Annotated in this window: 23 protein-coding genes; 15 read left to right on the top strand and 8 right to left on the bottom strand. The window is 52.6% G+C overall.

Going from position 1 to position 24,201, the window contains the following annotated elements; translation table 11 throughout:
* Positions 1-140 precede the first annotated feature (140 nt).
* The 10 genes from JRI89_01085 to JRI89_01040 all read left to right on the top strand — a co-directional run bounded on the left by JRI89_01085 (position 141) and on the right by JRI89_01040 (position 8,975).
* On the top strand, positions 141-824 hold the full coding sequence (locus JRI89_01085; protein ID MBW2069827.1) for a metal-dependent hydrolase: 684 nt from the start codon (positions 141-143) through the stop codon (positions 822-824).
* 132 nt (positions 825-956) lie between these two features.
* Positions 957-1,139, top strand: a complete 183-nt coding sequence (locus tag JRI89_01080) for a hypothetical protein (protein MBW2069826.1) — start codon at positions 957-959, stop codon at positions 1,137-1,139.
* A 331-nt stretch (positions 1,140-1,470) separates the two neighbouring features.
* On the top strand, positions 1,471-1,914 hold the full coding sequence (locus tag JRI89_01075) for a flavodoxin domain-containing protein (protein ID MBW2069825.1): 444 nt from the start codon (positions 1,471-1,473) through the stop codon (positions 1,912-1,914).
* A gap of 226 nt (positions 1,915-2,140) precedes the next feature.
* On the top strand, positions 2,141-2,782 hold the full coding sequence (locus JRI89_01070; GenBank protein MBW2069824.1) for a response regulator transcription factor: 642 nt from the start codon (positions 2,141-2,143) through the stop codon (positions 2,780-2,782).
* Between the two features lie 175 nt (positions 2,783-2,957).
* Complete coding sequence (locus tag JRI89_01065; protein MBW2069823.1) at positions 2,958-3,143, top strand: Rho termination factor N-terminal domain-containing protein; 186 nt, start codon at positions 2,958-2,960, stop codon at positions 3,141-3,143.
* 260 nt (positions 3,144-3,403) lie between these two features.
* On the top strand, positions 3,404-4,303 hold the full coding sequence (locus tag JRI89_01060) for a DMT family transporter (protein MBW2069822.1): 900 nt from the start codon (positions 3,404-3,406) through the stop codon (positions 4,301-4,303).
* A 339-nt stretch (positions 4,304-4,642) separates the two neighbouring features.
* The gene (locus JRI89_01055) at positions 4,643-5,665 is read left to right on the top strand and encodes an amino acid ABC transporter substrate-binding protein (protein ID MBW2069821.1); all 1,023 of its coding nucleotides are present in this window, start codon (positions 4,643-4,645) and stop codon (positions 5,663-5,665) included.
* A 173-nt stretch (positions 5,666-5,838) separates the two neighbouring features.
* The gene (locus JRI89_01050) at positions 5,839-7,035 is read left to right on the top strand and encodes an amino acid ABC transporter permease (GenBank protein ID MBW2069820.1); all 1,197 of its coding nucleotides are present in this window, start codon (positions 5,839-5,841) and stop codon (positions 7,033-7,035) included.
* A 7-nt stretch (positions 7,036-7,042) separates the two neighbouring features.
* Positions 7,043-8,128: an amino acid ABC transporter permease gene (locus JRI89_01045; protein ID MBW2069819.1), complete on the top strand. Its 1,086-nt coding sequence runs from the start codon at positions 7,043-7,045 to the stop codon at positions 8,126-8,128.
* 121 nt (positions 8,129-8,249) lie between these two features.
* Positions 8,250-8,975, top strand: a complete 726-nt coding sequence (locus tag JRI89_01040) for an amino acid ABC transporter ATP-binding protein (GenBank protein MBW2069818.1) — start codon at positions 8,250-8,252, stop codon at positions 8,973-8,975.
* Between the two features lie 478 nt (positions 8,976-9,453).
* On the opposite strand, the gene JRI89_01035 is transcribed toward JRI89_01040, so the two are convergent.
* From JRI89_01035 to JRI89_01005, 7 genes are all read right to left on the bottom strand, one after another.
* Entirely contained in the window at positions 9,454-10,170 is a 717-nt protein-coding gene (locus JRI89_01035; protein MBW2069817.1) for a TVP38/TMEM64 family protein, read from the bottom strand.
* A 45-nt stretch (positions 10,171-10,215) separates the two neighbouring features.
* Positions 10,216-11,181, bottom strand: a complete 966-nt coding sequence (gene arsS, locus JRI89_01030) for an arsenosugar biosynthesis radical SAM protein ArsS (protein MBW2069816.1) — start codon at positions 11,179-11,181, stop codon at positions 10,216-10,218.
* Positions 11,182-11,230: 49 nt separating this feature from the next.
* Entirely contained in the window at positions 11,231-11,563 is a 333-nt protein-coding gene (locus tag JRI89_01025) for a carboxymuconolactone decarboxylase family protein (protein MBW2069815.1), read from the bottom strand.
* 32 nt (positions 11,564-11,595) lie between these two features.
* Positions 11,596-13,065 carry an FAD-dependent oxidoreductase gene (locus JRI89_01020; GenBank protein ID MBW2069814.1) on the bottom strand — a complete coding sequence of 490 codons (1,470 nt, stop codon included), beginning with the start codon at positions 13,063-13,065 and terminating at the stop codon, positions 11,596-11,598.
* Positions 13,066-13,267: 202 nt separating this feature from the next.
* Positions 13,268-14,650 (bottom strand): aspartate kinase, encoded by a 1,383-nt coding sequence (locus JRI89_01015; GenBank protein MBW2069813.1) that lies wholly within the window; start codon positions 14,648-14,650, stop codon positions 13,268-13,270.
* Positions 14,651-14,934: 284 nt separating this feature from the next.
* Entirely contained in the window at positions 14,935-16,347 is a 1,413-nt protein-coding gene (locus tag JRI89_01010) for a hypothetical protein (protein MBW2069812.1), read from the bottom strand.
* Positions 16,348-16,399: 52 nt separating this feature from the next.
* Complete coding sequence (locus JRI89_01005; GenBank protein ID MBW2069811.1) at positions 16,400-17,404, bottom strand: transposase; 1,005 nt, start codon at positions 17,402-17,404, stop codon at positions 16,400-16,402.
* A gap of 159 nt (positions 17,405-17,563) precedes the next feature.
* On the opposite strand from JRI89_01005, the gene JRI89_01000 reads away from it, so the two are divergent.
* Positions 17,564-18,118, top strand: a complete 555-nt coding sequence (locus JRI89_01000; protein MBW2069810.1) for a DNA ligase — start codon at positions 17,564-17,566, stop codon at positions 18,116-18,118.
* Between the two features lie 30 nt (positions 18,119-18,148).
* On the opposite strand, the gene JRI89_00995 is transcribed toward JRI89_01000, so the two are convergent.
* Positions 18,149-19,066: an MBL fold metallo-hydrolase gene (locus JRI89_00995; protein ID MBW2069809.1), complete on the bottom strand. Its 918-nt coding sequence runs from the start codon at positions 19,064-19,066 to the stop codon at positions 18,149-18,151.
* Positions 19,067-19,256: 190 nt separating this feature from the next.
* On the opposite strand from JRI89_00995, the gene JRI89_00990 reads away from it, so the two are divergent.
* The 4 genes from JRI89_00990 to JRI89_00975 all read left to right on the top strand — a co-directional run bounded on the left by JRI89_00990 (position 19,257) and on the right by JRI89_00975 (position 24,179).
* Positions 19,257-19,847 carry a TetR/AcrR family transcriptional regulator gene (locus JRI89_00990; protein MBW2069808.1) on the top strand — a complete coding sequence of 197 codons (591 nt, stop codon included), beginning with the start codon at positions 19,257-19,259 and terminating at the stop codon, positions 19,845-19,847.
* A 228-nt stretch (positions 19,848-20,075) separates the two neighbouring features.
* Positions 20,076-20,867, top strand: coding sequence for an electron transfer flavoprotein subunit beta/FixA family protein (locus JRI89_00985; GenBank protein ID MBW2069807.1), 792 nt, complete (start codon positions 20,076-20,078; stop codon positions 20,865-20,867).
* A gap of 132 nt (positions 20,868-20,999) precedes the next feature.
* Positions 21,000-21,992, top strand: coding sequence for an electron transfer flavoprotein subunit alpha/FixB family protein (locus JRI89_00980; protein MBW2069806.1), 993 nt, complete (start codon positions 21,000-21,002; stop codon positions 21,990-21,992).
* Between the two features lie 126 nt (positions 21,993-22,118).
* The gene (locus JRI89_00975) at positions 22,119-24,179 is read left to right on the top strand and encodes a (Fe-S)-binding protein (protein MBW2069805.1); all 2,061 of its coding nucleotides are present in this window, start codon (positions 22,119-22,121) and stop codon (positions 24,177-24,179) included.
* Positions 24,180-24,201: the final 22 nt, after the last annotated feature.

The raw sequence follows: 24,201 nt of genomic DNA, 5'->3' as shown, positions 1-24,201 counted from the left end.
GGGGAAGCAGAGCCCTCAAGCCCAGAGCCGGGTTGCGCCAGTTTGTTGCCATTTGGCCCTGTAGTGTTTAAGGTGTGTAGCATAAGACTCTCTTGGTTCATCTGACAGAAGGTATGTCAACATCCAACAAGGAGGTTCCTATGAGCATCAAGGTTACCTGGTATAGCCACGCCTGTCTCCTGATTGAAACCAATGGTACCAGTCTCCTGGTTGACCCTTTCATCAGCGGCAATCCCCTGGCGCCTGTGGATCCCGAGCAAATCCCTGCGGATTACATCTTTGTCTCCCACGGTCACGGCGACCATCTGGGTGACACTATTCAAATTGCCAAGCGCACTGGCGCCAAGGTAGTTGCCAATTTCGAGATTCACGATTGGCTGCTCAAGCAGGGTGTCGATAATGTCCATCCGCAACACATTGGTGGCGCTTTTGACTACCCATGGGGCCGTCTGAAACTGACTATTGCTCAGCATGGCTCCGCTCTTCCAGACGGCTCCTATGGAGGAAATCCTTGCGGTTTTCTCTTTTATGTGGAAGGCAAGAAAATCTATCACGCCTGTGACACCGGTCTGTTCTACGACATGAAACTTATAGGTGAAGAGGGTATTGACCTGGCTGTCTTGCCTATTGGGGACAACTTTACCATGGGTCCCGAGGACGCCCTGCGTGCCGTCAAGCTGATTCAGCCCAAACAGGTGCTGCCCATCCATTACGACACCTTTGAAATGATCAGACAGGACCCCGTAGCCTGGAAAGAGCGAGTCGAACAGGAGACTTCCATAAAGACCACCGTCCTGAAACCTGGAGAGTCTCTGGAACTTTGAGCGCCGCTGTTTCAAGGCAGTGGTTCTAAGAAAATCAGGATCTTCACCTGGTACAGTACAAGCGCTGAAGTCTGCCTGGACGTCAACAGCGACTATCAGGCATGTGCGCCGCAGGCAGGAAGAATTCTGCAAGTGACAACAGACGCTCAGAAGCACATGGTGGCAGCCATTCTCCAGAATAACAGCCTGTGGTTGACTTTGCTGATTGGTGATACCGCCGAGAAGATTGCCGGGAAGAAAATCCTTGTCACTTATGGCAGAGACACTATAATAGAAACCGCCAAGGCTCTCCAGGAATTGTGGGTGGGACTATGATGCTGACGGGAGCTATGGCACCCGCCGGATCGAGTATCCCAGACGCCATCTTCAACATAGATTGTGCGATTGCTCTGGTACAGACGGTTGCCGAAGCGAAGGCGGCTGTCGAGTCATTACTGACAAGATCTTTCAACCTGTTGGGCTGAGAAGACATATGAAAGCAAGAATGGTTTGAGGGTTGCTGAGGGTGGCTCCCAAGATGGTGATCATTTCTCTAGAAAATGGAGGATTTGCACCAATCACTGTTACTTTTATAAAATGATTTTTTTGTGACCATGTTAGAGGCGAGCGTACATTCCAGTTCAACTTGATGCAGAGGAGGTTTTTTATGAAAAAGGTGTTAATTGCTTATGACAGCAGAACAGGCCACACAAAGAAAATGGCAGAACACATTGCAGAAGGCGTGCGCATGAGCGGCCATGAAGCAGAACTCAAGAAGATATCCGAAATCAAGAGCGACAAGGAACTGCAAGGCTATGACGCTTACATCTTCGGCTGTCCTACCTACCACCGTGACATGACCAACGGTATGAAAACTTTTCTTTTCCTGGCCCAGAAAGCAGGTCTACAGGGAAAGGCGGGGGGAGCTTTCGGATCGTACACTCATAGTGGTGACGCCCCGAGCCTCATCTTCGACACCATGGAATATGTCTTCAAGATGAACATGTCCAGTCTCGGCTCCTTCAATCTCAAGGAGCATCTTGTGGAGGACATGGAAGGCATCCGTGCCTGTCAAGACTACGGCAAGGGTGTCTGCGCCAAGTTTGCCTGACAGGGTGCTTTTCTCGCAGCTGGCCGGCAGTAAGCAATGCTGGCAACTTTCTTTCTGACCAGACTGATTTTCAAGGGGTAAAATCTCCTGTTTTGCCCCTCGCCCTAGCCATTGTTCTTCCAACGTCTGGAGGCAAGCAGCGCTCTTGGCATCAAGCGCCGTTCCATTGTTAGACGCCACAAGGCCAACAAAGTATCGCGGCACGCATGAGGAGAACAGGCACCGCATGAACCGTACATCTGTTTTTCTCGTTGACGACCATGGCATTTTTACCGAGGCCCTGCAGGTGCTCCTGGAAACCCGGCCTCAATACGTGGTTGTGGGTCGGTCGGACAGCTGCCTGGAGGCTCTCGAGCAAATCAGGGAGTGTTGCCCCGACATCGTAATACTGGACCTGTCAATGCCGGATATGAACGGCATAGAAGCCACTCGCCGACTTCGAAGTGAATTCGAAGACATACGCATCATCGCCCTTACTATGCATAAGGAGGAGGCGTTTGCCGCCCATTTCTTCGCCGCCGGTGGAGCAGGCTACCTGGTAAAAGATACAGACGCGCAATGCCTCTTTACTGCTCTTGAAGCAGTACAGAAGGGCGAACAATTCATAAGCCCCACCTTGAGTGAACAGCAGATAAGGCGCTACCTCAATTCGCGCAGGCGATCCCTGCCAGGACTTTCCAAACGCGAAAAGAAAGTGCTCAAATTAATCGCCGAGGGCAGGAGCAGGAAGGAAATCAGCGAAATTCTCAACATAAGTCTGAGGACGGTTGATACTCATAGAACTAACATTCGCACTAAACTCGGCTGCAAGAACACCGCCGAACTGGTCCGCTATGCGGTTCGCAAAGAGCTCGTCGACTACATCTAGCATCAGCCCTCCCTGGCGCGGCCTTTTCAAGCTCAGTCATTTGCATAGAATTCGCCCATCTGCTGCACAGCAAAATAGGGCAGGCTCCTGAAAATCTCTTGACAGTTTGCAGGGAAGCAGTAGTATGTCGCAGCCACAGTTGACAAAAAGATGCACCATATAGAAGGAGTGAACAATGACAGTGAAAGAGCTGCGTGTCATGGCGCAACGCCTTGGCCTCAAACCCCGCAAACTGCGCAAAGCGGAACTGATCAAGTCGATTCAAAAGGCTGAGGGAAATTTTGACTGTTTCGGCACAGCAGTTGATTTCTGTGACCAGGATAATTGCCTTTTCCGGGAGGATTGTATTCCGAAAAAATAGGCACATTTTCAATTGCCTACCAGACGGCACTGCAATAGTCTACATTGCCTGCAGAGGGATTGGCGCCGGCAGATAGTCTCCGTGCACGCAGAGCGTCCATGACAGTGAGCTGCCCCAATGGGTCTTTGCATCTTGCATGTTTGGCTCGGGAAGTGACCGGCGTCTGACAGTAATCTATCTTGCTCAAATTCGACTGTCGAGTACCTGGCGCCAATCTGCACAGCGGCTGTCATACGCCGACACTCCTCAGCGAGTGCTTCATGCTCGTTTACATAAAACTGGTTCTGACTGCTATTTTCTGGGGGGGCACATTTGTAGCCGGCAGGGTGCTTGCTCAGGAAATGGGACCCTTTTCAGCAGCCTTTCTTCGCTTCCTGTTGGCCTCAATATTTCTGTGCCTTCTGGTAAGCAGGCACGAAGGCAGACTCCCCTTATTAAAAAGAAGGGAGCTGCTCCTCGCCGTGCTCCTGGGCCTCACCGGGGTTTTCAGCTACAATGCTCTGTTCTTCTCTGGACTCAAGACTGTTACTGCCAGCAGGGCATCCCTGATAATCGCCAGCAACCCCGTACTCATTGCTCTTTGCTCTGCATTTTTTTTCAAAGAAAAACTCTATGTGTCGACGCTCTTCGGCATCCTCTTTTGTGTGTTGGGTGCTGTGGTGGTGATCTCTCGGGGGAACCCGCTGGAAATCTTCAGGGGCTCTATGGGTTGGGGAGAGGTCTATATCATAGGCTGTGTCTTCAGCTGGACGGCATACTCACTTGTTGGCAAGGTCATTATGAAGAACCTGGCGCCAATGATTGCTGTTACCTATTCCTGTCTGATTGGCGCTGTCGCCCTTAGTTATCCAGCCTTGTTGGAAAACCTTTCCTACACTGTTACTCACTGCTCCTTGCAGGCCTGGATGAGCATCTTCTATCTGGGCTTTTTTGGCTCAGCACTTGGATTCTGGTGGTACTATGAAGGCATTCAGATGATCGGCGCCTCGCGGGCCGCCGTCTTTATAAATATTGTCCCTGTAAGCGCAGTTCTTCTCGCCTGGCTGCTGCTCAAAGAGACAATCGATCTTTCTCTGCTGCTCGGTCTGGTGCTGGTGAGCAGCGGCCTCTTTTTGACCAACAGGAAAACCGCCTGCAGTGCGCACCACATCGTGGAATAGTGAGCCGAGCCTTGCAACCGTGCCCACATTGACAGTGGCAGGCAAATATAGTAGATTTCTGCCCAGGTTGGTCGGCAACCATGCGGCTGAACCAGAGAAACATCACCAGGCAGCTGTTGACACCTTTACGGAGTTAGTCTTCTTCCATGTCAGGCATCTGACTGGGAAAGAAATCAGGACAACCCGCCAGCACCAATGAAAGCCAAGGAACCTTGCCTTGCTTTAGAAAAGACAGGATCTACGAGGGCAACTAATGCCAGAGGCTTTCTGCCTCGACATTGTGGCGGATTGCTTGCGAGTAATCCCTGACAATTAACCTGGAGAAGAGAGGAGGAACCTATGAAACTAGCAAAATTGGCTGTATTGTTGGTGGCTGTCGCCCTTGTCTTCACTGCAACCATGGCTCAGGCAGGTGAGACTCTGGATGCGGTAAAGGCGAGAGGATACCTCATTGCCGGGGTCAACGGTGGAGTATTCGGCTTCAGTATGCCCGATGAGAAGGGTGTGTGGCGAGGTCTCGACGTGGATACTGCCCGGGCGATTGCCGTGGCAGTTTTTGGCGATGCAAACAAGATCAAGTACGTACCCCTGACTGCAGTGCAGCGTTTGCCTGCCCTGCAATCCAAAGAAATCGATGTGCTTTGCCGTAATACCACCCAGACTTTGACACGCGAAACAGTAAACGGCCTCAATTTCGCTCATGTGAACTTTTACGATGGCCAGGGATTCCTGGTGCCTAAGAAACTCGGCTTGAAGAGCGCCAAAGAGCTCGGCGGCGCCACTGTATGCGTCCTGCCCGGAACCACCACCGAACTCAATGCTGCAGACTTTTTCAGGGCCAACGGCCTGAAGTGGAAGCCCGTGGTGATCGAACAGACGGCAGAGCTGTCCAAGGCCTTTTTCGCTGGACGCTGCGATTGTCTGACCTCGGACTCTTCACAGCTGGCTGCCCACAGGGCCACTGCCCCGAACCCTGCTGATTACGTCTTGCTTCCGGAGATCATCTCCAAAGAGCCTCTGGCCCCGGTGGTGCGGCACGGCGACGATCAATGGTACGACATTGTCAACTTTACTGTGATGGCTCTCATTCAGGCAGAGGAGCTCGGCATCACTTCCAAGAATGTGGACCAGATGTTGAAGAGCAAGAATCCCAAAGTCCAGCGTTTCCTCGGTGTCATTCCAGGTCTGGGAAAAGATCTCGGCCTCAGTGACAAATGGGCCTATAACATTGTCAAACAGGTGGGAAATTATGGCGAGATCTTCGAGCGCAACGTGGGTGTAAACACTCCGCTGGGCCTCAAACGAGGCCTCAATGACCTGTGGACCAGAGGTGGTCTCATGTATGCCGCTCCATTCAGGTAATAGCTGCGCCGCGTCCTCGAGGGACTCGGCATGCGAATCAAGAGATGGTCGGTCATCGGCTCCCCTAGAGAGTAGCCCGAGTGTTTCATGAATCACGGCCCGGGCGTGATTCATGAAATAGAAAGGTCTGGGGAGCTGAGAGCCGACCTCTGCTATTCTATTGGCACAGAGGCATGGCACAAAACACTGCATCCTCGCCACCAGCTGCCGCAGGAGAGCGTATTCCTTTCCTGCGCGACCCCAGCAAGCGGGCAATCCTCTATCAGTGTGCTGTCCTGGGCATGGTGGGCTTGCTGGGCTACTACCTCTTTTCCAATACTGTGGCCAACCTGCAGAGACAGGCCATTGCCACAGGCTTTGGCTTCTTGAAGAAACAAGCTTCCTTCGAGATCGGCGAGTCCATGATTTCCTACTCAGCAGCTGACACCTATGCCCGGGCTCTGCTTGTAGGTGTGATAAATACTGTCAAGGTCTCCTTCATCGGCATCATTTTAACAATACTGCTTGGCAGCATCATAGGTATTGCCCGCCTCTCCAGCAACTGGCTCATTGCCAAACTGGCAGGCGTTTACATCGAAACCATGCAGGACATCCCCGTATTGCTCCACCTCTTTTTCTGGTACGCTGTTTTTTACGAAAATCTTCCCTCGCCCCGCAACGCCTTGAGCCCATTTAAAGGTGTGTATCTCACCAATCGCGGTCTGGTGTTCCCAACTCTAGAGCCAGATCCAGCATACAGTTACATGATTCTAGCTTTTTTGCTGGCATATGTCCTGGCCTGGCTGCTCCGCCGCTGGGCAAGAAAGCGTCAGGAAAAAACCGGGCAGCAGTTTCCCCACCTCACCGTGTCGATTGCCATGCTAATACTATTTCCTCTCGCAGTCTGGCTGCTGCAGGGAGCTCCTCTGAAAATGGATATTCCCGCCCTGGTGGGCTTCAATTTTCAGGGGGGCATAACGCTCAGCCCCGAGTTTGCTGCTCTGCTCCTGGGTTTGGTTCTTTACACTGCCGCTTTTGTAGCAGAGATTGTTCGCGCTGGGATTCAGGCAATAAGCAAGGGACAGGTGGAGGCTGCCATGTCTCTAGGCTTGAAGCCAGCCCAGGTGCTCAGGCTGGTGGTTTTGCCGCAGGCGCTCAGGGTGATCATTCCACCCCTTACCAGCCAGATGCTTAATCTGACCAAAAACAGTACGCTTGCAGTAGCTATTGGCTTTCCCGACTTTGTCTCGGTGGCTAATACCACCATCAATCAGACGGGGCAGGCCATTGAAGGTGTCGCCCTGATCATGATCGTCTATCTCTTTTTCAGTCTCTCCACCTCAGCATTCATGAACTGGTACAACAGGAAGGCTGCTTTAGTTGAAAGATAATAAAATCATGCCTACTTCTCATGCTGTCGAAGACATAAAGCCACCAGTTACCAAGATTGGTGTGATCGGCTGGCTGCGAGCCAATCTTTTCAGCTCGCCGTTCAATTCTCTGCTCACCATTGTCACTATCTACTCCTTTTGGAAGATCGTGCCGCCTTTCATACGCTGGGCCTTTGTCGACAGCTGCTGGAATACCACTGGAGCCCAATGTCATGCAGCCAGCGGCGCCTGCTGGTCAGTGATAACCAAGAATATACGGTTCATTCTTTTCGGCTTCTATCCTCACGACTTGCAATGGCGGCCGCTGCTGGCCATGTTGATCTTGATTCTTCTCCTGGTGGTCAGCAGAAACCGGCGCTACTGGAAAAAGCCTCTGACCTATAGCTGGCTCATTGGCCTGGTCCTCATGGGTGTATTGATGAGTGGCGGCGTCTTTGGCCTCGCCAAGGTCGAAAGCACCAAATGGAGCGGCCTGCCTCTTACCCTGCTGCTTTCGGTGTTTGGGCTCTCCCTGGCCTATCCACTTGGCGTGCTCCTCGCTCTTGGCCGCCAGTCAAAGATGCCGGCGATCAAATGTCTCTGCATTGTCTACATTGAGACAATTCGAGGTGTGCCGCTCATCAGCCTCCTCTTTATGGCATCCATAATATTTCCCTTGTTTCTGCCCGAGGGCATCACCATCAACAAGATTCTCCGGGCGCAGGTTGCCATAATTCTCTTTACCGCAGCCTATATTGCCGAGGTCGTCAGAGGTGGGCTCCAGGCGATACCACGGGGTCAGTACGAGGCAGCTGAATCTATTGGGCTCAATTACTACCAGACAATGAGGCTGGTTGTCTTGCCGCAGGCTTTGAAGATCGTCATCCCTCCCACTGTGGGAATCCTCATCTCTGCCTTCAAGGACACTTCCCTGGTGGTCATTATTGCCCTCTACGACCTGCTCAAGACAACCCAGGCAACTCTATCTGATCCTCGCTGGATGGGCTTTAGCGTGGAAGCTTATATATTTGTGGCCATCATTTACTTTGCGGGCTGCTTCTCGATGTCCAACTACAGCAGGCAGTTGGAAAGAGAGCTCTCAGCCGGGAGGTAGTCGGGCTATAATAGCACTGAGATTCCTGTACACTCAGAACCATGCTCTGAGTAACCAATAGGCAAGAAAAGAGACTTGGATGAACGAAGAGGTGAAGGAAAAGCAGGCTGCTCCAGTACCAATGGTGCAGATCATTCGCATGCACAAGTGGTTCGGTGATTTTCACGTACTGAAGGACATCAATCTCACTGTGCACAGGGGTGAGCGGGTAATTATTTGCGGTCCTTCCGGCTCCGGCAAGTCTACCCTGATTCGCTGCATCAACCGGCTGGAGGAACACCAGCGCGGCCGTATCATTGTCGACGGCACTGAACTGACCAACGATTTGAAAAATATTGAAAAGATACGAGAAGAAGTGGGCATGGTCTTCCAACATTTCAACCTCTTTCCCCACCTCACCATCCTGGAGAACCTGACCCTCGGGCCCATATGGGTGCGCAAGGTGCCCAAGGCCGAGGCTGAAGAAACAGCCATGTACTTTCTTGAAAAGGTACACATTGCGGACCAGGCCCACAAATATCCCGGACAGCTCTCCGGAGGACAGCAGCAGCGCGTGGCCATTGCTCGCAGCCTGTGCATGAAACCCAAGATCATGCTCTTTGATGAGCCCACATCTGCCCTTGATCCAGAAATGATAAAAGAGGTCCTGGACGTAATGATCGATCTGGCCAGAGAGGGCATGACCATGATAGTGGTCTCCCACGAGATGGGTTTTGCCAAGAGCGCTGCCCACAGAGTGCTGTTTATGGATTTTGGCCAGATTCTGGAAGAAAACACTCCCGAAGAATTCTTTCACCACCCGCAGCATGAAAGAACCAAGCTCTTTCTCAGCCAGATTCTGCACTGACTCCAGCTGACCTTTTGGCCAAATTCATTAGGTCAAAAGGCCAATCCTGCCCTTGTCTCTAGCGAGCTTCCTGTTGCTTCTATGACAATAAACTCAATAATCACATATGGTTGCACATTTTACCCAATGTGGCACTGCTCCTGCACTGCTCTCTGTAAAACTGGGAGCATCCCCTATGAGAACGAGACTGCAACACTTCCTGCACCCCCTTAATCTGTGGTGCAAGTTTGACGGCTGCTGCCCATCGCTGTTTCGGTTATATGAAACCGTTCTCTGGCAGCCCTTTCTCAGGAAAGTTCTGACCCATAACGGCAATAATAGGGCTTCCTCGGCAAGCAAATGACCTTCAGCGTTGCTGCCTACTGTACTCGCAAGTCGACCCCGAGCACCTGCAGCTCCAGCAGGCCTGACTGCCCTGTTGCCAATTCATGGTTACTTCCTGTGCAGCTGCAGGCTGGCGCAGATGAGCAGAGCCACCTCAAGAGGTAATCTGCTTGTCTTCTTTTTTTATTCTTTTGATGATCTTTGGGATGAAAAAGGAAAAAATGAACAGCGCCACTGAAAAGAAGATCTTTACCGAAAACAGCGCGCTCCAGTCACCCCGGGCCCAGATCTCCCTCAAGTTGCCAATGAAAAAGGTGAAAATAAAGGTGCCCACCACGATTCCCAGGCCAGTACCGAAGAAGTAGTCCCAGAATCGCACCCTTGTCAGCCCCATGCCAAAATTCATCGGGGTAAAGGGGAAATAGACCAGCCGCAGGTAGAGCACCGTGGCAAAGCCGTTGCGTTCAATGGCCTCATCGTATTTCCTCAGCCTGTTGCCGGCCAGGGAAGAGGCAAACTCCCTGCCGAGGCTCCAGCTTATGAAAAAGGCCATTGTAGCCCCGGCCATTGCACCGAGCCACACATAAAGGAAGCCCCAGTATGGCCCAAAAATTGCCGCTCCCAGTCCAGTGAGCACTGTACCAGGAACAAAGAGGCAGACGCCCACCGCATAGACAATAATGAAGGCGACCGGGGCCCAGAAACCCGTCCTGTCAAGGAAATACTGCAGAGAGTCAGCCGTGAGATAATCCCTTATGGACGTGAACCGCACGATAATGAGAGCAGTAACTATGAAGAGAGCCAGAAAGGACACCTTCAGGATTGCCCGCCTGCGGCTTGACTGAGGTTTTGCTATGGCTTCCTGTATCAAAGCTGCTCCTTGTGAAAACCCCACCTAGGTTTCAATGGCACCGCCTCAGGTAAATCCTGAACCAGCCGTGCAGGTATAGCAATGATCAGAGACAGCAATAGGACTGCCAGCCGGAGGTGGCTGCTGCAGCTCTGACACGTGGACTCTCTTGCCCCCAAGGTATATACCCCTGGCAAGATTGAAATCACAATCGTAAAGATATCCCTGCCAGGACACGGAGACCAGGGTCCGGCACATCAGTCCATCTACAGCACAAGGATTGAAGCTGTTTACCAGCTTTGCCAGATAGCTCTCCAGGTTCCCGGATCGCTCAAGCCACTGGCGGTAGCGTCCCAGGGGAACATTGGCAAAGGAAAACAGCTTGTTGAAAACGATTCCCCATTTGCGAGCCAGGAGCTGGCGAAACCTTGCTTCCACTTCTTTCTGAGATCCTGGCAGAAAAGCACCGACCGGATTGGAGACCAGATCGAGCTCCAGACCTGAATCAGGTTGTCCGTATCCCATGGCGTTCAATCTTTGCAGGACTTCGATGGACTTCTTGAACACACCTTTGCCGCGTTGTGCTTCTGTCTGGGCCTGGTGAACTGCAGGAAACGAGGCGACAATCGCCACCCGGTGCTCCTGGCAAACCTGCATGAGATGCTCTCTGCTGCCATCGGCAAGTGCAGTGAGATTGGAGCGCAGCATGATCCTGGGGACGACTCTGGCAAGTTCTCCTATAAAGGGCACTATGTGCGGGTTGAGCTCCACTGCTCCTCCTGTAATGTCAACGACCCGGAATCCAGCACGCCCGGCATAGGCCACTATCTCGTTTGCCGTTGCCCGGTCCATCACCTCAGTGCGATCAGGTCCCGCTTCCAGATGACAGTGGCGACACGCCTGGTTGCAGAGCAGTCCCACATTCACCTGCAGAATGCTCGTTTCTGCCCGCAGCAGTTGCAGCCCATGACGGGCCAGAGTCTGCAGGAAAGGCGCCGGGTATGATCGCCCTCTTCCCCACACATCGGTCATTGTCCGCAGCATGCCTTCGCCAGCCATAACAGCAATCCCCTCTTGCACACTACATGGTGATTTTTCCGGCGATATTGCGCATCTGCACCCCATGGACCAGGGAGGCTCCACCGCGGATCGCCACTGCCACGTGCACCGCTTCCGTCATCTCGCTCAAATTGGAGCCCTTCTCTAGACAGGCCTGAGTGTATGCGTCGATACAATATGGACATTGAATAGTGTGGGCAACCGCCAGGGCAATGAGAGCCTTCTCCCTTTCACTGAGCTCGCCCTCAGCAAATACCGCTGCATAGTAGTCAAAAAACTTCTTTGCCAGCTCCGGCGCTTCCTCGCCAACTTCTTCAAACTTGGACAGGTCTCCTGGATGATAGTAAGTCTGCATGATTCTCACCTCTCTTGCTGCCAGTCTTCAGATCACTTTTCACAAGCCACCGTGTCGCCGCATGCTCTCCCCTTGAGGCTGAAAAAGAATTGCAAACCCTTTTTCACCCGGTCGGAGAATATCTTGGTACTGAAAAAAGCTGCCGCAACCTTCTTGTTGATCTCAGCCAGGGTGGGATACGGATGCATTGCTGCAGCGAGCGTAGCAAGCTTTACCTTGCCGTGCAGAGCGGCCACCCACTCGCTGAGCAGTTCACCTGCCTGCGGCCCCAGGATCTGCACCCCTATTGGCTTTTCCTTTTCGTCGAGAACGAGTTTGATCTTCCCCCTGGTCTCTCCCTCTGCCAGGCTGCGGTCATTGTTCCTGAATTCCTCCACCCACAGGGAGTACTTGACCCCTGCCGCAGCAGCCGCCTTCTCATTCATACCCATGCTGGCAAGTTCTGGGTCCGTATAGGTGCACCAGGGAAGAAGAGTATAGTTTACCTTCCGGGGCAATCTGAAAATGGCGTTGCTCACCACTATGCCGCCCTCGTAGCCGGCAGCGTGGGTGAACTGGTAGCGGCCTGTGACATCGCCTGCCGCATAGATATGCTTGTGCGTCGTGCGCAGTCGCCTGTCCACCGTGATCCCCTGGTGTGTGAATTCTATGCCGAGTCCCTTCAGGTCTAGGCCAGCAACATTGGCCTGCCTGCCGGTGGCAACCAGAATGGTGTCCCCGTAGAGCTCGACTTCCTCGTTGCGATTGTCTCTTATGGTCAGCTGCCGTCTGTTGCCAGCATTTCTGACGCCAAGTACAGTGGAATCCAGATAAAACCTCACTCCCTCCTGGCCAAGAATCTGCATCACCTCATCAGCCAGATCTCTGTCTTCTCTGGTCAGGATCTGGCCGCTTCTCTGCACAACCGTTACCGTGCTGCCCAGACGGCTGAAAGCCTGGGCCATCTCAATGGCAATGGGCCCGCCACCCACGATCAGCAGCGACTCTGGCAGTTGCTCGAGCGAGAAAATTTCTCGGTTAGTGATAAATGGCGTGCTTTGCAGACCATCAATTGGCGGCCTGGCTGGAGATGAACCTGTGGCAATCACCCAGGTCTTCGCCGTGTACTTTTTGCCATCTACCTGCACGGTGTGTTCGTCAGTAAACCTGGCCCTGCCAATTTCAACTCTTGCCCCGAGCTGGCAGAATCTCTCGCGAGAGTCATGCTGCTGCACGGCGGCAATCACCTGTTGAATTCTGGCGGCCACATCCCTGAAGTTTACCCGAGGGACCTCTACCTTGGGCAAACCAAATTCCGGGGCTCTTCTTATGGCATGATAGATTTGCGCAGTCCGGATCAGGGTCTTGCTTGGAACACAGCCATAGTGCAGGCAGTCGCCGCCCAGGTGCTCCTCCCGCTCCAGCAGAAGTGTCCTGGCGCCCAGCTGTGCCGCCCCAGCAGTTACAGTCAGACCAGCTGCCCCGCCGCCGATTATGCCTATATCGAAATCGAATTTTGCCATTCTAGCCTCCCCATTTGGCAGGTTCTTCAGCAAGCAGAGATCGCCTGGGTCTCCTGGCCGCCATTCTATGGAAGCCGTATCTGCCAATTTTCAGTTAGTCGCCCTGGTGAGATGAATGTTACCTTTTTTCTTGCTGACAACCGCAACAGGGTGGCATCGCCCATAAAGCTAACTCGGTAGAACAAGGCGGAACAAGGGTGGTTTAGAAGCATCTGGGAATTGAAAAAAAACTGCTGTGAATGGCGGCCACTGTCTTGTGCAGGTCCCTGGCGCGCACCAGAAAGTAGAGGGCAACCCTTGATGGACCAAAAGAGATCATCTCCACATTTACGCCACAGTTGGCCACCGCCTCGAAGCACCTGGCCGCAATGCCCTTGCGTCTGGCCAGTCCCTCGCCCACAATGCCCACCAGGGCCACATCATCGTTTTTTTCCAGGCGTCGATAAGGCCTGGGGCGCAGCGTCTGCAAAGCGCGGTAGCCAGCTTCCAGATCGTCGCTCGCCAACAGCAGGGTAATGCTTGTCTGGGAGGTCACCACTGATTTGATGTTGATGCCTCTCTCCGTCATCCTGGCGGCAACCCTGGCCAGGATTCCAGGTCTAGCGCCCACTCCGGAGGCGTGAACCTTGATAATACCCACCTGCGCATTATAGGCCACGCTCTTGATCACATGTTTAGGGCGAGGGCTTCTCGCCTTGATGACGCTGCCCGGGCCATCAGGGTCCATGGTGCTCTTGATGACGATCTCCAGGCCAGATCTTCTCAGAGGCTCCACAGTGCGAGGATGGAGAATCCTGGCGCCGAAATAGGACAGCTCCGCAGCTTCCTCGTAGGACAGCGCCGGAATGAGCTGCGCTTCCGGCACAATTTTGGGATCAGAACTCATGAACCCTGGAACATCTTTCCAGATCTCCAGAATGTCCGCTCCCAGGGCCACTGCGATGGCAGCCGCCGCGTAATCACTGCCACCTCGTCCAAAAGTGGTAATGTCACCGTCTTCACTTATGCCGTAGAATCCAGGAAGCAGGACAATTCTTCCCTTAGCCACCAGGGGCAGCAAATGGTCCTGCAGATTTGCCGCCGTCTGTTTGAGCTTCACCGTGGAATCACCGAATTTGCCGTCAGTAATCAGACCAATATGCTGCGACAGACGGTAGCTCACTTCCACGCCTCTGCTGCCGAGAAGGCCGAAGAGCAGCTGCACAGCCAGTTGTTCTCCATAGCTGCTGATCACGTCTCGCAGTCTCGGCGTAATCTCCCGGGTGAAATTCAGTCCGTAGTAGAAGCGCTCCAGTTCCTCAAAGCAGGGCCTCATGAGGCGCTGGATCTTTCTTATTCTCTCCTTTCCCGGGGCCAGTTGTTGAGCCAACCTCCAGTGCTTTTCTTGCAGTCTGCCGAGAATGCCTGGAATATTCCCTTCATTCTGCAAAGCGTCGCTCATGGAGGCAAGGAGCATGTCAGTCACACCATTCAGGGCGGATAGCACAAAAATGTGGCCCCGACCCCGCTTGCCAATGAGATCGAGGATATGGGCAATATTGCCGCTGTCCTTCAGGCTCGAGCCGCCGATCTTGACTACCTTCATTAGAGAATCCTCTCTTCCCTGATCTTGCACTAGCTCACCTACCCCAACCATGGTAAAACTTCAAGCAAAAGCCTTCTATGCGGCGAGCGTTCAGCCGGGAAGACCTGAAAAACCAAAGACGGCTCCAAGAGAACAAAGAGCCGCCTTCAGGAAAGAGAAAAGAGGGACGCCTCTTCAATAATATGGCAAGCAATCGTGCCGTTCTTGGAATATTACTTCTGTAATATCAACCAGTTAAACTGTACATAAATTATCGGAGAGCGTCCCTGTGGTCATTCAGCACTTTAATCCGCAAGAAGCATATTGACTGCTGGAAGAAAACCCGTTGTTTGCCCCTTATGATAACAGACCTCACTGGCTGCCACCTCGGTATCCGCCGGAGTTATACTGGTATCCCGCCACTCAGTTGCCACTGACTGTACATTTATCTCTGTCGGGGTGCCAGGGGTTATTGACGTATCACTTGCGGTTACACCGGGCGTACCCATGGCAGAACAGTCTGGAATCTCACCATTGTGGTCAATCTTCAGGACCCAGAAATTCGGAGAGGATGTTCCCCCACCCTCACCGAAGGACTCAGTATAGCCGGCCGCTATGTAACCCCCATCACCTGTCTGCTGGATTGCATGCGCCTCTTCATGAGAGCTGCCCCCATAGGTCTTCTGCCACTCGATTGTGCCATCAGAGTAGAGCTTCATAATCAATGCGTCCATATCAGTGGAGGTTCCCGCCACGATGTATCCGCCATCAGAGGTCTGATCTATTGAATAGGCCCTATACGCCCCCGTATAGACCTTCTGCCATTGGATAGCGCCCTGGGCGTCAAGTTTTATGATCCAACCATTAAAACTGGTCGTAAATGAAGAACTATAACCCGCTACTATGTAACCTCCATCAGCCGTCTGCTGTATGGAACTGACATACTCTGTTTTGTCGCCACCGTAAGTTTTGTGCCATTGCACATTTCCGTCCTGATTGAGTTTTATTATCCAGTAATCCCAATCCAGGCTGCTCGAGCCAAAAGAGTTGCTCTGCGCGGCAATTATATAACCTTTGTCAGAAGTTTCTCTCACCGACACTGCCTTATCTTCCTGTGCTCCGCCAATTGTTTCCTGCCAGCTGGTACCAGAGTCAGGATCAAGTCTGTATACCCAGATATCAATTTCGTCAACATCAAATGACTTGGTATTCCCCACAATTATATATTTTCTATCAGAGGTCTGTTGAATGAACCTCCCCTGGTCCACTCCCTCGTCACCAGTGTAGCCCTGGGACTTTATATCCCCAGTCAGGCCGAGTCTGACGAGCCACAAGTCGGTCCAGCCAAAATCTCCAAAGAAATCAGAGACTCCCGCAAAAATGTAACCGTCGTCCTTCTTGCCATCTCCATCTCTGTCAATCAGTTCAATATTGAAAGGCACATTGGCCCCCTTAATGTAGTCTTTTTCCCACTCTATGACGCCTTCTGCTGTCAGTTTTACGATCCAGTAACGGTAAGAACTTGATCCGGAAGTCTTCTTGAGCCCTGCTACAATAAAACCGCCATCAATGGTCTGCTGTACTGAATAGGCTGTCTCATCAGTATAATTTCCATAACCGTATGCCTTTGCCCATTGCGCGGCACAGGCGACACCAGCAAGAGAATAGGACAAAACAAACAATATGAAAATCCCGCCAATCAATGATTTTTTTCGCATGCCCTCCTCCTAAAATGGCTAGTAGGGGGACGCTCTTTAATAATTTAATAACTTAATCTAGCAGTTCATAGTTGCCATCTCTGGCTATTGCCTCCCCCCTTTGCACCGAAAAACCAATACCGGCAAGACTCATGGTCAACTTCCTGGCCAACTCTGTATGCGAGATTCCCAGCTCTCGTGCGGCCCAAAAACAGAGCAGACTCCTTGCCTTTACTTTTTGCACCTGCCGTCCTCTCGAAAAAACTTCATGCGGTTCCATATCCAGGACTTCTGCAACCCTTTCGGCAAGACGATTCAGGTCGTATCCTCGCCTTCTGAGTTCATACCTCCGCTCATATTGTTCTTCAGATTGTGAGATAACTGCATCGACAAAATCCGGATCGCCCAGAATTCGCTCATCGCTCATCACATGATCACGATCTTTCAACATCTTCCGCTCTTCAGTCCAACCACCAAGACTCCTTATCAATCCGCCACCTGTCAGTTCTTTTCTGCGGCCCTGTCTGAAGCCTTGTTCAACGTAGGATTCATATTCTATTCTTGCTTGCGTCTTCTTTCTTGCAAAATAGCCGAGAACATAATCGTTGTCCTGCCACTGCCTTTCGATCTCGCCCATGAGAGAACTATGGCCGCTATATCTGTAGTTTTTTAATTCATCAAGGGTTTTTACAATGCCTGCCCTAACAGGATTCAAGTGGAGATACCGTACTAGTTCGAGAAGATAAGCGTCTTCCTGGCAGACAATGGACTTGTAGCGGTTCTGAAACAACTGGCCATGACGTCCATGACGACGGTTAAAGCCAATCACATAGCCAGTGAGAAGCCTCCTCATGAGTGTGGCCAGTGGAACCGTTCCAGTGCGAAAAAGAAAGTGGGCATGATTAGACAGAAAAGCCCACGCATAACAGCTCGTCTTGGTCTCAGGGCAGAGCACCTCGAGCCTTTGGATAAAATCTTCCCGGTCTCTGTCTTTGCGGAATATTTCCCGGCGCTCTATACCACGAATAATTACATGATGTAGAAGCCCTGGAACATCAATTCGTGCTGTTCTAGGCATATTGCAATTTAATATCAATTAGTTATGTTGTCAACTAAATTATTAAAGAGCGTCCCCTTCATACTTTACTTTGGATGAGAATTGTTAGAATGTATTGTTAAAATCAGTCTTGACTACACTGCAACCACCTCTAGCTCGGACTCATCATTCGGCAGGAAAATGAAAACCAACTCGACACATGAACCATTGGATGCCTTGCCCAGACCGCTCTTTGTCGTCCAGAAGCATCAGGCCAGGACACTGCATTATGACTTTCGGTTGGAAGTGGAAGGGGTTCTGAAATCATGGGCGCTGCCCAAAGGTCCATCTACCGATCCCAAGCAAAAGCGCCTTGCGGTACCCACTGAAGATCATGCGCTCGAATACGCTACTTTCGAGGGAGTCATCCCTGAAGATCAATACGGCGCCGGGACAGTCATGGTCTGGGACCTGGGGACCTATCGCAACCTTACCCACAAACACGGCAGACTGGTACCCCTGGCCGAGGCTATTGCCGCCGGCCACCTGACCTTCTGGCTGCAAGGCAAGAAGCTGCGGGGAGGATATGCTCTTACCCGCTTCAGAAGAGGCAAACAGGAAAGCTGGCTTCTGGTAAAAATGGCTGACGAGGAGGCTGCAGCCCACAGCGACATCCTGCAAACTGCTCCCCGCTCAGCACTCACCGGCAGAACCCTTGAAGAGATTGCTGCCAATGAGTTGCCTTGCCGCGACTAGATAATCTTCTTCATTCGCTCCGCAGCCAAGTTAGCCAAACGTCATACGGGAACCAACGCAACTGACCGCATAGGTCGAGCCCAGCTCCCGGCTCAACTGGCAGTTAGGTCGAAATCCAGTACAGTGCCCGGTCACCACCAACTCTGCGCCGCTATCTTTGAGAGCTGCAATGGTCTGCTGCAGCACCTCGTCACTTACCTGCGCCAGGTGCAGCCCGCCTACCACTGCATATATTTTCTTGTTGCCGGTGATTTCTATGGCATATTGTATGGTATTGGCAATGCCCGGATGTGAACATCCTGAGATCACTACCAGGCCTTTTGCTCCCAAATCAACCACCAAGGCTTGCTCATCCATGAGCAGGTCATCTTCTTCCTGACCATTGCGGACAATCTTCGCCCCTGGTAAGGGTTTTTCGAATTCAGAGCGTCTGGGAATCTCTCCTGTGAGATATACTCCAGGCCAGATCTTTTCGACTTCGGCGGAACACTTTGTCTGGCCGCCGCTGGCTTCCACCTGCTGTCGGTCCAGTTGCCAGGGGCCGATTTTCCCCCGGGGTGTAACGAGCAGTTTGGCAAAGAACACATCCGGGTGGCAGTAAATGGGCAGTGGTTCTTGTCGCCACTGCAACAAGCCCAGAAGTCCTCCGTAATGGTCAGGATGACCGTGACTCAGAAAGAGCGCATCGATTTCCGCGGCAGAGCGCCCCAGTGCCAGCAAATTGTTCTTGAAAGGCTCGAAAGCATTGCCAGTATCCATCAATAGTCGAGATGTCTGGTTCCCCTGCTTCACTTCAACCAAGAATGACAGGCCATGACCGGCAAGCAAGTAGCCCTGCAATTTACCGGGCACCGCGCGCTCTATCAATGGCGTGGAAGGTTCAAATACGTCTAAATAATTATCGACGACAGTTGTAATCACTACCTGCTCAGGATGATTTCCGCTCATCTCCAGCCTCCTTTTAATAGATGTCGCCTGGAAAAAGTTACCACGTTATATAAATAATGTAGCCTAAAAGGACTGTTCTGCGCAAAGATTTTTTAATTTACAGGCAATATTGCACTCGAGGACAACTCTCTCTTGCCTCGTCCAGATTTCGTCTTGACATATTACATACTATGTGTTACGGACCTAGTGTATGCTGGCGAAGCCTCGAAACAAAAAGGAAGTGCAGGCCCGCACCACGCACAAGAAAATTCTTGCTGCTGCGGCCGAACTGTTCACCAGACAGGGCTATCACAAGACTACCATTGCGGACATAGCCCAGGCAGTCAACCTCACCTCTGGAGCTGTGTTCCATCACTTCCGCTCCAAGGAGGCTTTGCTGGACGAGGTGGTCAGCTGGCTGGCGCGCGGAATAAGCATCTATTCGGACCAGTTGAACAAGGCTCGCCGCGGCTCCTTGAAAGTCACCGAGGAAGTAGTGGTAATCATGTGCGAGCACTTTCGCCGACAGCCTGAGGCAACCATCTGTCTGGCGGCTCTGGCCACGGAATTCGCTGGCAGCGGTCATCCTATGGAGCAACGCCTCAAGGAAGTCTACGAGGATTTCGTCCAGGCCTTCTCGCGGGTACTCAGCCATAATCCACAAGTGAAAAACGCTCGGGCAGCTGCCATGGCTCTCATTGGTGCTGTGCAGGGTATAGCAATCCAGGGGCTGCTCCGAGCTCCCGAGGTCAGTATAGAGGAGCTGGCGCAGGCTTTTCTGAGTATGCTGGCAGACTGGTAGTCCAGAGATGACACAGCTGAGGCAACAGCATGGAAAGGCTGACAATTTGCAACCATCAGCAGGCCTTTTCTTATGGCTGCAGCTGGCAGCACCCGTCTGTTTCGTGAGACAGACGGAACCGAAAAAGGAGAAGCAGACAATTTGACAGGAGGTGAACATATCATCTACAGGCGGACAGATATGCTGGGATAATTTCGCTCGAGGCGACAACAGGAAAGGAGATCGAAGGTGGATATTGTAGTCCTATTGAAACAGGTGCCTGACACCGAAACTATCATTAAAGTAGCAGAAGACGGCAAGTCTATTGATTCCACAGACATCAAATGGATCATCAACCCTTATGACGAGTATGCTGTGGAAGCTGCCCTCAGAGTCAAGGACAGCCAGGGAGCCACCGTTACCATTCTCAGCATGGGACCGCAGCGGGCAGTGGAATCAATTCGCACTGCCCTGGCAATGGGGGCGGACAAGGGCGTGCTGGTGGACGATCCGGCCACAGAGGGAAGTGATGCCTATGGCAAGGCTGTGGTTCTTGCCGCCGCTTTGCGAACGATTCCTTTTGATTTGATCTTCTGCGGCCACCGGGCCGTTGACGACGATGAAAACCAGGTGGGCATCATGGTGGCTGAATTGTTGGCCATCCCCCACCTGGCCCTGGCAGTGGCCACAGAGCTCACAGACGGCAAGATTAGAATTGTGCGGCCCATTGAAGGGGCCAGAGTAACCATGGAATCGCAACTGCCGGCACTGGTAACCTTTGGCGGGGCCCATGCCATCTGGAATCCTCGCTACGCCTCCCTGCCCGGCATAATGAAAGCAAAGAAAAAACCTCTGGACATCAAGACGCTGGCAGACATTGAGGTCTCTGCTGAGCAGGTTGGCGCTGCTGCTGCCAGGGTAATGCTGACTGCCATGGAATTGCCGCCGCCTCGGCAGGCCGGCCGCATAATCGAGGGTGATACTGCACAGAAAGCCCAGGAACTCGTGCGTGCCCTTCACGAGGAAGCAAAAGTTATTTGAGGCAAACAATCTTATGAAATACCGAGTTTGGTACAGCAGTCTCGAGCCGAGCTCCACGCAGCAAACGGTGGAGGCTTCGCTCCAGCTGATGGGTACCATCCTACCTTGTTCGCTTGAAAGGAGAATCATATCATGGCACAGGGAGTATGCATAATTGGCGAATGTCGCCACGGCACCTTTCGCCGGGTATCATTCGAAGTTGCCAGTGAGGGCAGAAGATTGGCTGACGCTCTAGGAGAACCATTGTGGGCAATCGTTCTGGGAGAAGGTGTGGCACAGGCTGCTCCTGATCTGGGAAATTATGGCGTGGAAAAAGTTTACCTGGTAGATGACCCCCTTTTGCAGGAATACCGGGCCGAGACTTACGTTCCGGTGGTGGCGGAGATAGTGCAGAGCCTGTCACCGAAGATTGTCCTGTTTTCTGCAGACGTTGATGGTAAAGACCTGAGTGCCAGAGTGGCTGCCCGCCTCGGTGCCGGCCTGGCCACCGACTGCACAGAACTCAAGATAGAGGGTGGAGCTCTCAGGGCAAAGAGGCCCATGTACGCGGGCAAGGTCTTCGGCTGGTATGGTTGGGCTGCTGATGTCTGGCCCCAGCTGGCCTCGTGCAGACCGAACACTATGGATTGCCTGCAGCCCGACACCTCACAAAAGGCCGCAGTGGAAAAGCCGAACGTGGCCATCCCCAAGGGAAATCTGACTTCAGTGGTCTCAGTGGAGGAAGACACTTCAGGCAGGGTGGATCTCACGGAAGCCCAGATTATCGTCTCGGGCGGCCGCGGCATGAAAGGACCTGAGAATTTCGCCATGCTCGAAGAACTGGCGCAACTGCTGGGAGCCGCAGTGGGAGCGTCTCGTTCTGCTGTGGACGCTGGCTGGCGCCCTCACTCGGACCAGGTGGGCCAGACCGGCAAGGTGGTGACCCCGGCACTCTATATTGCAGTGGGCATCTCCGGAGCAATCCAACATCTTGCTGGCATGGGCTCCAGCAAGTTCATTGTGGCAGTAAACAAGGATCCTGAAGCCCCTATTTTCAAGAAAGCGGACTATGGCATCGTGGAGGATCTCTTCAAGTTCATTCCGGTGTTCACCGAAGAGGTAAAAAAGCTGAAGGCCAGCTGCTAGTCGCTTGCCTCAGACGTTATTGCTCTAGCTGTTTAATGGTTGCCCTGAATATTCAGTCTCTAGACGACAAGCGCACCATTGCCACTGGGCATTCTAATCTGAACGCTCTTTCAGCAGGAGACACCCATGTTGCTACCTGGCCATTTCCCTGCCAATATCCTTTTCATTGTTGTTTTCCTTGCAGCCAATGGCTTCTTCCTTTTTACAGTGTATAAACTCTATCTCCTGATAAAAAGGGGAAAGCCGGAAAATCGTTTCGACCACCTGTGGCTTCGACTGCAGGGGGTCCTTACCTTTGTCTTCGGGCAACGACGGGTGGTGCGCGAGCCCTCGGGCTGGGGTCATTTTGCCATATTCTGGGGATTTGTGGTCATCACCATTGGCAGCATCGAGACCTTTGCAGTTGGCGTCTACCACGGCTTTGCCTACTGGAAGGTGATTGGCACGGCTCTGACTGCTCTGCTCTACCTCCTGCAGGATCTTTTCTGTGTGGCCGTACTGGTGGCCCTGACCGTTGCTCTTTACCGCCGCTTTGTTCTGAAGCCGTCGCGGCTGCAGTACGAGGAGCAGAGGGCTACCAATCTCGATGCCGTCACTATAATCGGCCTCATCATTGTCCTCATTGTTTTGCTTTTCGGCGCTCGCGCCGTAGAATACCAACTGGTCCAGCTGCAGCCCGACCGATACTTTCCCAGGGCGGCCTTCATTTCAGTCGCCCTGTCAACGTTCTTTTCAGGGCTTCCTCTCAGCAGCCTCCAGAACTGGTACAGCCTTTTCTGGTGGGGTCATACCCTGATTATTCTCGCCTTTCTGGTATACATCCCTTTTTCCAAACATCTTCATCTCCTTGGTGCTGTTCCCAATATCTTCTTCCGCCGCTTGCGCCCGGCGGGGGAGCTCGCCACCATGGATCTCGAGGATGAAGGCGTCGAAACCTATGGCGTTTCCAGAATCGAGGAGTTCACCTGGAAGCAGCTTCTCGATCTCTATGCCTGCACCGAATGCGGCCGCTGTTCCGACAACTGCCCGGCCACCCTCACTGGCAAGCCACTCAGCCCCAAGGAAACCATCCATCGCCTGAAAGAACACCTGCTGCGCACCGGCAAACTGGCGCTGCAAGCCGTGAGCGCCACCAGCCCCGAGCCAGAAGCAGCCAGCAAAGGCCAGGCAGGCGAAACTCTGCTGGGAACTACCTGCAGCGAGGAGGAGATCTGGTCATGCACTACCTGCGGCAACTGTGTTGAGCATTGCCCCGTATTTATCGAACATGTCGACAAGTTCGTGGATATGCGTCGCTATCTGGTCTTGATGGAAAGCAATTTTCCTCCTGAAGTACAGAATGTCTTGCGCAACTGGGAAACCAATTCTAATCCCTGGGGTCTCGGCTTTGCCAGCCGGGGCGATTGGGCCAAGGAGCTCGGCATACCTACTCTTGCCGAAAACAGCCAGGTAGAGTACCTTTTCTATGTGGGCTGTGCCGGCAGTTTCGACGAGCGTGCCAAGAAAATCAGCAAAGCGCTGGTGACATTGCTGACAAGGGCAGGAGTGAGCTTCGGCATTCTCGGGGTGGAGGAAAAATGTTGCGGCGAGACTGCTAGAAGAATCGGCAACGAGTACCTTTTCCAGACTATGGCTGCCGAGCTGGTGGAGCTGCTCAACAGCTATAACGTCAAGAAAATCATCACCACCTGTCCGCACGGTTACAACTGCCTCAAGAACGAATATCCCAGATTCGGCGGCAGTTGGGAAGTGTATCATCACACGGAGATTCTCCTGCAGCTGCTCAGGGAAAACAAGCTGGAACCCTTGCAGCCGCTGGACATGAGGCTGGTATTCCATGATTCCTGTTATCTTGGCCGCTACAATGATATTTACCAGCAGCCACGAGATCTGTTGAGAGCCATTCCAGGGCTCAAGATTTATGAAATGGACCGCAGCCGAAACAAGTCATTTTGCTGCGGCGCGGGCGGAGGCAGAATGTGGATGGAAGAAACCCTAGGCCACAGCAAAATAAATGAGGCCCGCACCGAGCAAGCACTCACACTGGACCCTGAACTCATAGCCGTATGCTGCCCATATTGTACTACCATGTTTGAAGACGGGCTAAAGGCCCACCATCTGGAAGAAAGGGTCAGGGTATGCGACCTGGCGGAGCTGCTGCTCGAAGCTGTTGCTGATCAGAAATAGGCATCTGCACTATAGCTTTTAA

The sequence above is a fragment of the Deltaproteobacteria bacterium genome, assembly GCA_019309045.1.
Lineage (GTDB): Bacteria > Desulfobacterota > Syntrophobacteria > BM002 > BM002 > JAFDGZ01.
Note: the sequence above shows the minus strand (reverse complement) of the source record. Positions and strands in the feature narration are given on the sequence as shown.

What these genes read in the sequence shown, in the direction of transcription:
- arsS (MBW2069816.1), bottom strand. Translation starts at nt 11,181, where the DNA reads ATGACCGATGTGTGGGGAAGAGGGCGATCATACCCGGCGCCTTTCCTG.
- JRI89_01070 (MBW2069824.1), top strand. Translation starts at nt 2,141, where the DNA reads ATGAACCGTACATCTGTTTTTCTCGTTGACGACCATGGCATTTTTACC.
- JRI89_01060 (MBW2069822.1), top strand. Translation starts at nt 3,404, where the DNA reads ATGCTCGTTTACATAAAACTGGTTCTGACTGCTATTTTCTGGGGGGGC.
- JRI89_01040 (MBW2069818.1), top strand. Translation starts at nt 8,250, where the DNA reads ATGGTGCAGATCATTCGCATGCACAAGTGGTTCGGTGATTTTCACGTA.
- JRI89_01065 (MBW2069823.1), top strand. Translation starts at nt 2,958, where the DNA reads ATGACAGTGAAAGAGCTGCGTGTCATGGCGCAACGCCTTGGCCTCAAA.
- JRI89_01020 (MBW2069814.1), bottom strand. Translation starts at nt 13,065, where the DNA reads ATGGCAAAATTCGATTTCGATATAGGCATAATCGGCGGCGGGGCAGCT.
- JRI89_00980 (MBW2069806.1), top strand. Translation starts at nt 21,000, where the DNA reads ATGGCACAGGGAGTATGCATAATTGGCGAATGTCGCCACGGCACCTTT.
- JRI89_01000 (MBW2069810.1), top strand. Translation starts at nt 17,564, where the DNA reads ATGAAAACCAACTCGACACATGAACCATTGGATGCCTTGCCCAGACCG.
- JRI89_00990 (MBW2069808.1), top strand. Translation starts at nt 19,257, where the DNA reads ATGCTGGCGAAGCCTCGAAACAAAAAGGAAGTGCAGGCCCGCACCACG.
- JRI89_01010 (MBW2069812.1), bottom strand. Translation starts at nt 16,347, where the DNA reads ATGCGAAAAAAATCATTGATTGGCGGGATTTTCATATTGTTTGTTTTG.
- JRI89_01085 (MBW2069827.1), top strand. Translation starts at nt 141, where the DNA reads ATGAGCATCAAGGTTACCTGGTATAGCCACGCCTGTCTCCTGATTGAA.
- JRI89_01055 (MBW2069821.1), top strand. Translation starts at nt 4,643, where the DNA reads ATGAAACTAGCAAAATTGGCTGTATTGTTGGTGGCTGTCGCCCTTGTC.
- JRI89_00995 (MBW2069809.1), bottom strand. Translation starts at nt 19,066, where the DNA reads ATGAGCGGAAATCATCCTGAGCAGGTAGTGATTACAACTGTCGTCGAT.
- JRI89_01045 (MBW2069819.1), top strand. Translation starts at nt 7,043, where the DNA reads ATGCCTACTTCTCATGCTGTCGAAGACATAAAGCCACCAGTTACCAAG.
- JRI89_01025 (MBW2069815.1), bottom strand. Translation starts at nt 11,563, where the DNA reads ATGCAGACTTACTATCATCCAGGAGACCTGTCCAAGTTTGAAGAAGTT.
- JRI89_01015 (MBW2069813.1), bottom strand. Translation starts at nt 14,650, where the DNA reads ATGAAGGTAGTCAAGATCGGCGGCTCGAGCCTGAAGGACAGCGGCAAT.
- JRI89_01005 (MBW2069811.1), bottom strand. Translation starts at nt 17,404, where the DNA reads ATGCCTAGAACAGCACGAATTGATGTTCCAGGGCTTCTACATCATGTA.
- JRI89_01075 (MBW2069825.1), top strand. Translation starts at nt 1,471, where the DNA reads ATGAAAAAGGTGTTAATTGCTTATGACAGCAGAACAGGCCACACAAAG.
- JRI89_01050 (MBW2069820.1), top strand. Translation starts at nt 5,839, where the DNA reads ATGGCACAAAACACTGCATCCTCGCCACCAGCTGCCGCAGGAGAGCGT.
- JRI89_00975 (MBW2069805.1), top strand. Translation starts at nt 22,119, where the DNA reads ATGTTGCTACCTGGCCATTTCCCTGCCAATATCCTTTTCATTGTTGTT.